The organism is Pseudomonas acericola (SeqCode), assembly GCF_053456465.1.
In genome coordinates this window covers 1,245,679-1,257,576 of the sequence record NZ_JBRFJB010000002.1, presented here as the reverse complement: position 1 = coordinate 1,257,576, position 11,898 = coordinate 1,245,679, and the positions used below count along the sequence as shown (strand labels likewise).

Sequence of the window (11,898 nt, the reverse complement as noted above, 5' to 3'; positions counted from 1 at the left end):
GCAATCGTTGGTTACATCTTTGATTTCTCGCGGAGTAACTTGTGATGCTGATAATCTTGTTGACTATCAGTCTGACTCCACAAGCACCCACACGAATTGCTTGATTCAGTTGTTAAAGAGCGGTTGGCTAAGATCTTTCGTCTCAACCGAGGCGCGCATTCTACAGCAGCCTCATTTGCTGTCAAGTGATTATTTTCAGAAGCTTTCGAAGAATTCTTCAACAACTTCAACCACTTGCGCTTCAGATCTCTCATCAGCGGGAGGCGAATTCTACAGCGTTACACGCTGCTGTCAACACCTCTTTTTCAACTTCCTGATCACTTCGATAAACTGAAGCAACCCACTGCCGAAACCTACATAACTCATTGTTTACCAAGGAGTTTTCCGTTTCGACTGCGCCGGAAGTGGGGCGAATTATAGACATCTGGAATCTGCCGTCAACCGTTAATTTGGTTTTTCTATCAAACAAGGCAAACCATCGACATTCCCTCTATATAGAAGAGCTACACCAAGATAAATGAGCAATATATTGCCCAACCACAAACAGTTAAGCATCATAGCGCCCAATGCTTCTCTAAATATGACCTCGGACGAACACCCCAATGACCACCTCCCCCCGCAGCCTGGCCTCGGCATTGTTTCCTGTCGGCCTGCTGCTGATCGCCATGGCGTCAATTCAATCCGGCGCTTCACTGGCCAAAAGCATGTTTCCTATTGTCGGAGCACAGGGCACCACAACCCTGCGCCTGGTTTTCGCCAGCGTGATCATGCTGCTTCTATTACGGCCATGGCGCGCCAAGCTGACGGCAAAGTCGCTGCGCACCGTGGTCATTTACGGCATCGCCCTGGGTGGTATGAACTTCCTCTTCTATATGTCGTTGCGCACAGTCCCGCTGGGGATCGCCGTGGCGCTAGAGTTCACCGGGCCGCTCGCCGTTGCCATCTACGCATCGCGACGAGCCGTCGACTTCCTGTGGATTGGCCTGGCAATCGTCGGCCTGCTGCTGTTGATCCCCATGGGAGAGGCCAGCCACGGCATCGACTTGATCGGCGCCGCCTATGCACTGGGCGCTGGCGTCTGCTGGGCGCTCTATATCCTGTTCGGGCAAAAAGCCGGCAACGACAACGGCGTCCAGACCGCCGCATTGGGTGTGATGATCGCCGCCTTGTTTATTGCGCCAATCGGTATCGTCCATGCCGGCGCCGCATTGCTGACCCCCGCTCTGATCCCCGTTGCCATCGGCGTCGCCATTCTGTCCACGGCCTTGCCCTACACCCTGGAGATGGTTGCACTGACTCGCCTCCCCGCCCGCACCTTCGGCACCCTCATGAGTATTGAGCCCGCTTTCGGCGCACTCTCTGGCCTGCTCTTCCTGCAAGAACACCTATCGCTGGCACAATGGCTGGCCATCACCTGCATCATCCTGGCCTCCGTCGGCGCCACGCTGACCATGCGCAGCGAGTCAAAGCCACTGGTTGCGGCAGATTGAGGCATCTTTGCAGGTAGCTCTGGTATTTAGCGCTCATTTAGGCCATGTTTAAGCCGTAAACGAATGTCATTCATGGAGATTTCCGACAGGGACAGCGCGAACGCTACACTCGAGAGCGAGTAGAGCCTGCTTCTAGTATTGCGAAGCGGCTATTAAGGATAGGAATGAAGCGAATTTTGATACTGTTGATGGTCCTGGCCATTGCTGGCTGTGCCGCGACCACTAAAACAGAAGTAAAACGGGGCAAGAAAGGGCTGCATATCAACTGTTCCGGCCTGTCGTCCTCTTGGGACCAGTGCTACACCAGTGCTACCAACTCCTGCGGCGCCAAAGGCTACCGGGTTATCGCCAAGTCCGGTGACAACTCCGAGGAACCGGGGGACTACCCCTTCGGCCTCAACCCTGCCGGCTACACCAGCCGTAGCATGATCGTCATCTGCAAATAATCGCCCGAGCAGTCACCTCCCGACTGCTCAGACTTAATTCCTGCGACAAACCGAGCCCTTCGCGGCGCTGCGTCTAGACTCCTGCTCGACTATCGAGCCAACGGAGTTCCCATGACGCACAACAAGAAAATCGTATTGGTAGTGGGCGCCGGTGATGCCACCGGTGGCGCCATTGCCAAACGCTTCGCCCGCGAGGGCTATGTCGCTTGTGTCACCCGCCGCAGCGCGGACAAATTGCAGCCCTTGGTAGACAGCATCCGATCCGCAGGCGGCGAAGCCCATGGCTTTGCCTGCGATGCACGCAAGGAAGATGACGTGATCGCATTGGTCGAACAGATCGAAACCGAGCTGGGCCCCATCGAAGCGTTCGTCTTCAACATCGGCGCCAACGTCCCCTGCAGCATCCTCGAAGAAACTGCACGCAAGTATTTCAAGATCTGGGAGATGGCCTGCTTCTCCGGGTTCCTCAATGCGCGCGAAGTCGCCAAACGCATGGTCACCCGCAACCGAGGCACGATCCTGTTCACCGGTGCTACCGCAGGACTAAGGGGCGGCGCAGGCTTTGCCGCATTCGCCGGGGCCAAGCATGGCATTCGCGCCCTCGCGCAGAGCATGGCGAGGGAATTGGGCCCGAGGAATATCCACGTAGCCCATGTGGTGGTTGATGGCGCCATCGACACCGACTTCATTCGTGACAATTTCCCGCAGAAATACGCCCTCAAGGACCAGGACGGCATTCTCAACCCCGAGCACATTGCCGACAACTATTGGTACCTGCACAGCCAGCCACGCGACGCGTGGACGTTCGAACTGGACCTGCGCCCCTGGAATGAACCCTGGTAAGCCCCTATAACAATAAGCAGAGAGCATCAGCCATGAGCAAAACCCTGGAGTTCTTCTTCGACCTCGGCAGCCCCGCCAGCTATCTGGCGTATACCCAACTGCCGGCACTGTGCGCCGAAACCGCGACCGAACTGGTGTACCAGCCCATGCTGCTGGGCGGGGTATTCAAAGCCACCGGCAATGCTTCCCCCATCACCGTCCCTGCCAAGGGCCGCTACATGTTCGACGACCTGGCTCGATACGCCCAGCGCTACCAGGTCACCCTCAGGTTCAACCCGCACTTCCCGATCAACACCCTAGTGCTGATGCGTGCGGTCACCGGTATCCAAATGCGTCAGCCTGAACGCTTCGACGATTTTGTCGATTGCCTGTTCCGCGCCCTCTGGGTAGAAGGCCTTCATCTGGGTGATCCAGCCGTCGTTGCCAAAGTCCTGACCGAGCACGGCTTTGATCCAGAGGAGGTCCTGGCCCTCGCCAATGACGAAAGCGTAAAGACCGCCCTAAAGAACAAAACCGAACAAGCCGTTCAACGCGGCGTGTTCGGCGCACCCAGCCTGTTTGTAGGCAATCAGCTGTTCTTCGGTCAGGACCGTCTGGAGTTTGTGCGCGAAGCCTTGATCAAATAGCCGCCGTACGCACCTGCAACCATTCAAGCGCAGCGCCGTTGAGCAACGGGCTCAGGCGCTCGCGCACTTCGGCGTGGTAAGCGTTGAACCATTCACGCTCGTCCGCCGTCAGCAGCGACGGTTCCAGGCAACGGGTGTCGATCGGGCACAAGGTCAGGGTTTCAAACTTGAGGAACTCACCAAACTCGGTCTTGCCCGCTTCGCGGTTCAACACCAGGTTCTCGATACGCACACCCCAACGCCCCGGACGGTAAGTACCCGGCTCGATCGACGTGATCATGCCCGGCTGCATCGCCGTTTGCGGCGCAGCCACGGCCTGGTAGGCGATCACCTGTGGGCCTTCATGCACGTTGAGGAAATAACCTACACCGTGGCCCGTGCCGTGGCCGTAGTCCACACCCTCGGCCCAGATCGGCGCGCGGGCGATGGCGTCCAGCAATGGCGACAGGATGCCCTTGGGGAAATGCGCACGGGACAAGGCGATCACGCCCTTGAGCACCCGCGTGCAATCGCGCTTCTGCTCGTCACTCGGCGTACCGACCGGCACCATCCGCGTGATGTCCGTGGTACCACCCAGGTACTGGCCACCCGAGTCGATCAGCAACAAGCCATCACCTTCGATCAGCGCATGCTCTTCTTCGGTGGCGTGATAGTGCGGCATCGCACCGTTGGCGTTGTACGCGGCGATGGTATTGAAACTCAGCGACACATAACCCGGGCGACGAGTGCGCGCCGCCGTCAGGTGCTCATCGATGGTCAGCTCGGTGATCCGTTCGCGGCCCAACGCACTGTCCAGCCAGGCGAAAAATTCACACAACGCCGCACCGTCCTGCTCCATGGCCTGGCGGATGTGTTCCGCGTCGGCCAGGCTCTTGCGCGATTTGGCCAGCGTCGTCGGGTTCAGCCCTTCCACGAGCTTGACGCCGACATCAAGATTTTCCAGCAGCCCCGCCGTGACGCGCGCCGGGTCGACCTGCACACTGGTGCCCGCTGGCACCGCGCGCAAAGCATCCGCCACTTCGCTGTAATCACGCAGGGTGACGCCGTCCTGCTCCAGCACCGCGCGCAGCGCTGCATCGACTTTACTCAGTGCCACAAACAACGTGGCCTGTTGTTGATTGATCAATGCAAAGGACACAAACACCGGGTTAAACGACACATCGGCGCCACGCAGGTTGAACAGCCACGCGATGTCATCCAGGGTGGCGATAAAGTGCCAGTCGGCGCCCTTCTCTTTCAGGCTGGCGCGCAGTGCGGCGAGCTTCTCGCCACGGCTGACGGTGGCCTGCGGCGGCAGGTGTTGATAGATCGGCTGGTTGGGCAACGTCGGGCGGTCTTGCCAGACTTCGTTCAGCACGTCGATATCGGTACGTAGGCGTGCGCCGCGTTCCGCGAGTTTGCCACCGAGCGTACGCGCCGAAGCCACGGCCATTACCGCGCCATCCACCGCCACCACACCGCCTTCCGGTGTTTGCTCGGCCAGCCATTCCAGCGGCCCGGGTTGGCCCGGCTGCAGCTTCACCAACTCGATACCGCTGCCCTTGAGTTCCTTGGTCGCCTGTTCCCAGTAGCGGCTATCTGCCCATACGCCGGCGAAGTCCGCAGTGACAATCAGCGTACCCACCGAACCATGAAACCCCGACAACCATTGGCGCCCCTGCCAGTAGCCCGGCAAATACTCGGACAAGTGCGGGTCGGCCGACGGCACCAGCAGGGCATGAATGCCCTCGCGGCGCATCAGTTCGCGGGTCTGCGCCAGGCGCTGGGGAACCGTTCCATGGGTCAAGGGCTGCGTACTCATTGTGTCTCCTGCTAACCACGAATAATTATTATGTGTTGCGAAAAATGGATCAGACCGCCCAGAACGCCGGTGCACTGGCCAATGCCGCCTTGATCAACTGTGCGGCCTGGTCGATATCCTGCTCGGTAGTAAACCGCCCCAGGCTCAAGCGAATGGTGCGACCGGCACTGCGCGCGTCATGCCCCAACGCCAGCAGCACGTGGGACGGTGCATTGCTTGCCGAATTGCACGCCGAGGTCGCCGAAAACGCGAGCCCCGCGCTCAACGCCGCTGCATTGAATTCACCCTCACCGAAAGTGAGGCTCAGCGTATGGGGAATCCGCTGTGTCGCGCTGCCATTGAGGCGCACACCCGCAACGCCTTCCAATTGATCCAGCAGGCGCTGGCGCAAGGCGACGATGACGGCCTTCTCTTCAACAAAAGCTGCCGCCGCCAGGGCGAACGCCGTGCCCATGCCAGCAATCTGATGGGTCGCCAGGGTACCGGAGCGCAAACCACCTTCGTGACCGCCGCCGTGGATCTGCGCCAACACCTTCTGCTGCGCCCGCGGCCCGACGTACAACGCGCCGATGCCCTTGGGGCCGTACAGCTTGTGGGCCGAAAACGACATCAAGTCCACCGGCCATTGCGCCAGGTCGATTGCCACCTTGCCCGCACCCTGCGCCGCATCCACATGCAACAACGCGCCATGTTCACGCACCCGCGCGCCAATGCCCGGAATGTCGTTGAGGGTCCCCAGTTCGTTGTTCACCAACATCAACGACACCAGGAAGGTGTCTTCACGCAACGCTTCGCTGACCGCGTCGGCCGTGATCAGCCCATCGGCGTCCGGCACCAGGTAAGTCACGGCCACGCCCGCTTCCTGCAGTTGCCGCGCGGTATCCAGCGTGGCCTTGTGCTCGATCTGGCTGGTGATGATATGCCCACCCGCCACGCCCCGCGCCTGGGCCACACCCTTGATGGCGAGGTTGTTGGATTCGGTGGCACCGGAAGTCCAGACGATCTGCTCAGCCTGGGCGCCGACCAACTCGGCCACCTGATGACGCGCCTGTTCAACCGTTTGCCGGGCCGCCTGGCCGAACGCGTGGGAACTGGACGCAGGGTTGCCGAAATTGGCGTTGAAACCCAGGCACTCAACCATGACCTGGATAACCCGCTCATCCACCGGCGTGGTGGCGGCGTAGTCGAAATACAACGGACGTTTATTCATGACATTAAAGACTCGCAGAGCAGGTTCCCGAGAGCAGCGTCTCAGGGGCATCGACCGGGACAGAGGTCGTCAGGTTTAACCGATCGAATGCCATTAAAAAAGGACCACTTTAGGTAAATGTGCGTAGGAACGCTCCTGAAATTCAGCTTAACAGGCTGAAGTCGCGCCATGGAAAACAAAAAGCCCGAGGTTTCTTAAAGAAATCCTCGGGCTCTTCACTGCCACCACCGCACTCAACTAGGCCGACCATGCAGGGTCACGCTGCGTTCGGCGTTCATCTCGCCCCTGCGATCAAAGCCGAACGGCTTCTGTGGCTGGCCAGTCAGCGCGGCGCGCTGCTGTTGGTATTCATCAAACGACAAACCGCGACGGCTCAACGCTTCCAGCGCCAACTGTTTGCTTTCTTCTGCCGAGTACGGGCGCAACTCAGGGGACGGATGGGTCGCACATCCAGCGAGGACGGCGGTGACAAGCAACAAGCAAACAACAAGGAATCGGTTCATGGCGGCGGCTCTGCAAAGTGGGCTTCAAGTCAATGAACACAGGCTACTCCCGTGTTTCAAAGCTGAAAAATCACCTCCCGTGATAGTCGCTATCAGCCCTCGAGGCACCTTCAATAGTCGCCCCTGTATATTTCTTTATGATCTATAAATATGGAAATACGTTCATTTACGGAATAAACCTAACCCTCTATAAATGGCCACACACCGAATCACAACTGTTCGCCGCGCAACTGTTGCCCTGGCAACAGCCATTCAACAATTCATCAGGCAGACAACACCTGCACTTTTCGGCCGAGAGCCCACAGCCCACGCCAATCAAGGCCCGCCGCCATTGGTACAGCTCTTGCTCAACACGTTGCACCGACTTGCTACGAACCCCTGTTGAAAAAGGAACTGTTCATGACCCGTCCCCTGAATGTCGTTGCCCTCTCCGGCGGAACCTGGCGCCCGTCCCGTACCCTCGTCTTGACCCAAGCGGTGCTGGCTGAACTGGCCACCTTGCTGCCGATCCAGACCACCTTGATTGAACTGGGCGACATTGCCCGGCCATTAGGCGGCGCCCTCTCCCGTGATGAATTACCCGCCGAGGTCGAAGCACAACTGTTGGCCATCGAACAGGCCGACCTGCTGATCGTCGCCGCACCGGTCTATCGCGGTTCCTACCCAGGCCTGCTCAAGCATCTGTTTGATCTCGTCGGCCTCAACGCCCTGATCAACACCCCAGTGCTGTTGGCAGCAACAGGCGGCAGCGAACGCCACGCACTGGTCCTCGATCACCAACTGCGCCCGCTGTTCAGCTTCTTCCAGGCGCTGACCTTGCCGATCGGCGTGTACGCCACCGAAGCCGATTTCACCGATTACCAAATAACCAGTGAGCCCTTGAAGGGCCGTATCCGCCTTGCGGCAGAACGCGCAGCGCCTTTGTTCGCTTCGCACTCCCCCTCTCTGCTGAAAATCGCTTAAGGATTTGTCATGGATGTTTTCTGGTTTCTGCCAACACACGGCGACGGCCATTACCTGGGCACCACCCAAGGTGCGCGGCCCGTCACCCTCAACTACCTGAAGCAAGTCGCACAAGCCGCTGACAGCCTCGGTTACTACGGCGTGCTGATTCCTACCGGGCGCTCGTGCGAAGACTCCTGGGTCATCGCCTCGGCGCTGGTGCCGCTCACCGAACGCCTGCGCTACCTGGTGGCGATCCGTCCGGGCATCATTTCGCCCACGGTTTCCGCACGCATGGCCGCTACCCTGGATCGCCTGTCCAACGGCCGCTTGCTGATCAACGTGGTGACCGGCGGCGACCCCGACGAAAACCGTGGCGACGGCAGTTTCCTCGACCACAGCGAACGCTACGAAGTCTCCGACGAATTCCTCAAGATCTGGCGCCGCGTGTTGCAGGGCGAATCGGTCGATTTCGAAGGCAAACACCTGCGGGTGCAGAACGCCAAGGCCCTTTACCCACCGGTGCAGAAGCCGTATCCGCCGCTGTACTTCGGCGGTTCCTCAGACGCTGCCCACGACCTCGCCGCCGAACAGGTGGATGTGTACCTGACCTGGGGCGAGCCGCCCGCCGCCGTCGCTGCAAAACTCGCCGATGTGCGTGAGCGCGCGGCTCGTCACGGCCGCACGGTGAAATTCGGCATTCGCCTGCATGTGATCGTGCGCGAGACCGAGGAAGACGCCTGGAAAGCCGCCGACAAACTGATCGAACACATCAGCGATGAAACCATCGCCGCCGCGCAAAAATCCTTCTCGCGTTTTGACTCCGAAGGCCAGCGCCGCATGGCCGCGCTGCATGACGGGCGCCGCGACAACCTGGAGATCGCCCCCAACCTGTGGGCCGGTGTCGGCCTGGTGCGCGGCGGCGCCGGTACCGCGCTGGTGGGCAACCCGCAGCAAGTGGCCGCGCGCATCAAGGAATACGCGGACCTGGGGATCGAGAGCTTCATTTTCTCCGGCTACCCGCACCTGGAAGAGGCCTATCGTTTTGCCGAGCTGGTGTTCCCACTGCTGCCGGAGCCGTACGCCAGCCTGGCCGGGCGCGGTATCACCAACCTCACTGGGCCGTTTGGCGAAATGATTGCCAATGATGTGTTGCCGGCCAAAGCCTAAAGGCGACGGGACCTGTTTTATGTGGGAGCTGGGCTTGCCCGCGATGCAGGCACCTCGGTGTATCAAGCACACCAGGGTGATGCTATCGCAGGCAAGCCAGCTCCCACACAAGCCCGCTCCCACATTTGCCCTTCATTGCCAGATAAAAAATGAGGAACACCGCGTGACAGCCAAACCCCACAGCGTCCTGCCCTCCCCCTTGCAGACCGCCAAACTGCTGGCCGCCGAATTCGCCCTCAGCGCCGTCGAACGCGACGAACGCGGCGGCACGCCCAAAGCCGAACGTGATGCACTGCGTCACAGCGGCCTGCTGGCCCTGAGCATTCCTACTCAATACGGCGGCCTCGGCGCACGCTGGAGCGACACCCTCGGCATCGTGCGCGAATTCGCCAAGGTCGACAGTTCCATCGCCCACGTCTTCGGCTTCCATCACTTGATGCTCGCCACCGTGCGCCTGTTTTCACGCCCGGACCAATGGCAACCCTGGTTCGAACAGACCGCGCGCAAGAACTGGTTCTGGGGCAACGCCCTCAACCCGCTGGACACGCGCACGGTGGTCAAGGACTTCGGCGGCTGGCGCGAATTTTCCGGCAAAAAGAGCTTCTGCTCCGGCGCCAGCGACTCGGAGATGCTCATCGCTTCGGCGGTGGATGAAAGCGCTGGCGGCAAACTGCTGATCGCCGCCATCCCAAGCGGGCGCAGCGGCATCACCTTGCACAATGACTGGAACAACATCGGCCAGCGACAGACCGACAGCGGTAGCGCCAGCTTCGAGCGGGTGCGCGTCGAAGAATCAGAGCTGCTGCTCGACCCCGGCCCACTGAGCACACCGTTTGCCTGCCTGCGCCCGTTGATCGCGCAGTTAACCTTCACGCATATGTTTCTCGGCATTGCCGAAGGCGCCTTTGAAGAAGCGCGCAACTACACCCTCACCGAAACCCGCGCCTGGCATAAATCCTCCGCCATCGACGTACGCAACGACCCGTACGTGCTGCATCACTACGGCGAGTTCTGGGTGGCGCTAGAAGGCGTGCGCCTGTTGGTCGAGCGCGCCGCCGAGTTGCTCGACCAGGCGTGGGCCAAGGGCCCCAACCTCAGCGAGCACGAGCGCGGCCAACTGGCGATTGCCATCGCCACCGCCAAAGTCGCCGCCACCCGCCAGGGCCTGGAGCTGTGCAGCCGCCTGTTTGAAGTCACCGGCGCGCGCTCCACCCATGCGTCGCTGCGCCTGGACCGCCACTGGCGCAACCTGCGCACCCAAACCCTGCACGATCCGCTGGACTACAAGCTCCACGAACTGGGGGACTGGGCGTTGAACCACTCCCTGCCCATTCCGACGTTCTACTCCTGAGAAGAGGTGCCCATGCAGCTATTAACCCTACCGCCCTCGCCCGCCCTTGCGACCTCGATCCGCGCCACCGCCCAGGTCTTCGAAGACCCGAAATCCCAGGCGCTGCTCGACCACATCCAGCAAGTCGCGCCCAGCGAAGCCAGCGTGTTGATCATCGGCGAGACCGGCACCGGTAAAGAGTTGGTGGCGCGGCATATCCACAACCTCAGCGCGCGACGCAACCGGCCATTCGTGGCGGTGAACTGCGGGGCGTTCTCCGAATCGTTGGTAGAGGCCGAACTGTTCGGCCACGAAAAAGGCGCCTTCACCGGCGCCCTCAGCGCCAAGGCCGGTTGGTTCGAAGAGGCGGACGGCGGCACCTTGTTCCTCGATGAAATCGGCGACTTGCCGATGGCTATCCAGGTCAAACTGCTGCGCGTCCTACAGGAGCGCGAAGTCGTACGCCTGGGTTCACGTAAGAGCATTCCGATTGACGTGCGCGTACTCGCCGCAACCAACGTGCAGTTAGAGAAGGCGATCAATGCCGGGCATTTCCGCGAAGACCTGTATTACCGCCTCGACGTGGTCAGCCTGGAGCTCAGCCCGCTGCGCGAGCGTCCCGGCGATATCCTGCCGCTGACCCGGCATTTCATCGAGGCCTACAGCCAGCGCCTCGGCTACGGCCCGATCACCATCAGCCGCGAGGCCGAACACAAGCTGAAAAGCTACAGCTGGCCGGGCAATATCCGCGAGCTGGAAAACGTGATTCACCACACCCTGCTGATCTGCCGCAACGGCGTGATCGAACGGGATGACCTGCGCCTGTCCAACCTGCGCATCGAGCGCCAGGACGACAGCGGGCACGGCACCGACAACAGCGCCGCAGCGTTGCTGGAACGTGCCTTTCAGAAACTCTTCGAAGAACAGGCCGGCGCCCTGCATGAAAAAGTCGAAGATGCGCTGCTGCGTGCCGCTTACCGCTTCAGTCATTACAACCAGGTACACACCGCCAACCTGCTGGGCCTGAGCCGCAACGTCACGCGCACGCGGCTGATCAAAATCGGCGAACTGGCGGTGAACAAGCGTCGCCCCGGCGAAAACCTGCAAGGCGAGCGCATGTTGCACTTATCCATCTAGGCGGCAGTGCAAGGCGTTGTCATGGCTGCGCTCGAAACTGCGCAGCACCTGGAACGAACCGAAGGTCACGGCCGTGGCCTGGTGGGCGCGGATCAGTGTCCAGAAATCTTCCTCGCCATGCTCAAAGCATTTAAACGCCGCCTCGCCGTCCTCACGGGAGCGCCATTGCAGGTAATTGAGCACCCGCCGCCCATCGTCGCTGACCTGCACACTCGCATTGATAAAACCGCCATGGCCTTGCGCCAATCGCTCGCTTTGCGTGCTCAACGCCGCCACCAGGGCGACTTGCTGCCGGGGTTCGATCTGAAATTCGATCAATTGAGTGAAGCTGCGATTCTTCTCTGATACCTGCATGAACACTCCCCTTTCTCTGTAGGCAGAATCTTGCGATCCGATGCCA

General features: G+C 60.3%; 12 protein-coding genes. 8 read left to right on the top strand and 4 right to left on the bottom strand.

What is annotated here, in order from left to right:
- Positions 1-602: 602 nt before the first annotated feature.
- The 4 genes from rhtA (at position 603) to ACU688_RS12005 (ending at position 3,405) form a co-directional block, all read left to right on the top strand.
- Complete coding sequence (rhtA, locus tag ACU688_RS12020) at positions 603-1,490, top strand: threonine/homoserine exporter RhtA (RefSeq protein WP_448184836.1); 888 nt, start codon at positions 603-605, stop codon at positions 1,488-1,490.
- 164 nt (positions 1,491-1,654) lie between these two features.
- Positions 1,655-1,936, top strand: a complete 282-nt coding sequence (locus ACU688_RS12015; protein ID WP_448184835.1) for a hypothetical protein — start codon at positions 1,655-1,657, stop codon at positions 1,934-1,936.
- A 111-nt stretch (positions 1,937-2,047) separates the two neighbouring features.
- The gene (locus ACU688_RS12010; RefSeq protein ID WP_448184834.1) at positions 2,048-2,779 is read left to right on the top strand and encodes an SDR family oxidoreductase; all 732 of its coding nucleotides are present in this window, start codon (positions 2,048-2,050) and stop codon (positions 2,777-2,779) included.
- A 32-nt stretch (positions 2,780-2,811) separates the two neighbouring features.
- A complete protein-coding gene (locus tag ACU688_RS12005) occupies positions 2,812-3,405 on the top strand; it encodes a 2-hydroxychromene-2-carboxylate isomerase (protein ID WP_448184833.1) in 594 nt (197 codons plus the stop codon).
- Here ACU688_RS12005 and ACU688_RS12000 read toward each other — a convergent pair.
- From ACU688_RS12000 to ACU688_RS11990, 3 genes are all read right to left on the bottom strand, one after another.
- Positions 3,398-5,206, bottom strand: a complete 1,809-nt coding sequence (locus tag ACU688_RS12000) for an aminopeptidase P family protein (protein WP_448184832.1) — start codon at positions 5,204-5,206, stop codon at positions 3,398-3,400. The two genes, ACU688_RS12005 and ACU688_RS12000, sit on opposite strands and share 8 nt — an antisense overlap.
- 49 nt (positions 5,207-5,255) lie before the next feature.
- Positions 5,256-6,416 (bottom strand): cysteine desulfurase family protein, encoded by a 1,161-nt coding sequence (locus ACU688_RS11995; RefSeq protein WP_448184831.1) that lies wholly within the window; start codon positions 6,414-6,416, stop codon positions 5,256-5,258.
- A 233-nt stretch (positions 6,417-6,649) separates the two neighbouring features.
- Positions 6,650-6,919 carry a putative periplasmic lipoprotein gene (locus tag ACU688_RS11990; protein WP_448184830.1) on the bottom strand — a complete coding sequence of 90 codons (270 nt, stop codon included), beginning with the start codon at positions 6,917-6,919 and terminating at the stop codon, positions 6,650-6,652.
- Positions 6,920-7,318: 399 nt separating this feature from the next.
- On the opposite strand from ACU688_RS11990, the gene msuE reads away from it, so the two are divergent.
- The 4 genes from msuE (at position 7,319) to ACU688_RS11970 (ending at position 11,498) form a co-directional block, all read left to right on the top strand.
- Positions 7,319-7,882 (top strand): FMN reductase, encoded by a 564-nt coding sequence (gene msuE, locus ACU688_RS11985; RefSeq protein WP_448184829.1) that lies wholly within the window; start codon positions 7,319-7,321, stop codon positions 7,880-7,882.
- Positions 7,883-7,891: 9 nt separating this feature from the next.
- Positions 7,892-9,031 (top strand): FMNH2-dependent alkanesulfonate monooxygenase, encoded by a 1,140-nt coding sequence (gene ssuD, locus ACU688_RS11980; RefSeq protein ID WP_448184828.1) that lies wholly within the window; start codon positions 7,892-7,894, stop codon positions 9,029-9,031.
- Positions 9,032-9,194: 163 nt separating this feature from the next.
- Positions 9,195-10,382, top strand: coding sequence for an acyl-CoA dehydrogenase family protein (locus ACU688_RS11975; protein WP_448184827.1), 1,188 nt, complete (start codon positions 9,195-9,197; stop codon positions 10,380-10,382).
- 12 nt (positions 10,383-10,394) lie between these two features.
- The gene (locus ACU688_RS11970) at positions 10,395-11,498 is read left to right on the top strand and encodes a sigma-54 interaction domain-containing protein (RefSeq protein ID WP_017734835.1); all 1,104 of its coding nucleotides are present in this window, start codon (positions 10,395-10,397) and stop codon (positions 11,496-11,498) included.
- On the opposite strand, the gene ACU688_RS11965 is transcribed toward ACU688_RS11970, so the two are convergent.
- Positions 11,487-11,852 carry an antibiotic biosynthesis monooxygenase gene (locus ACU688_RS11965; RefSeq protein ID WP_257783916.1) on the bottom strand — a complete coding sequence of 122 codons (366 nt, stop codon included), beginning with the start codon at positions 11,850-11,852 and terminating at the stop codon, positions 11,487-11,489. The genes ACU688_RS11970 and ACU688_RS11965 overlap by 12 nt on opposite strands.
- Positions 11,853-11,898 lie beyond the last annotated feature (46 nt).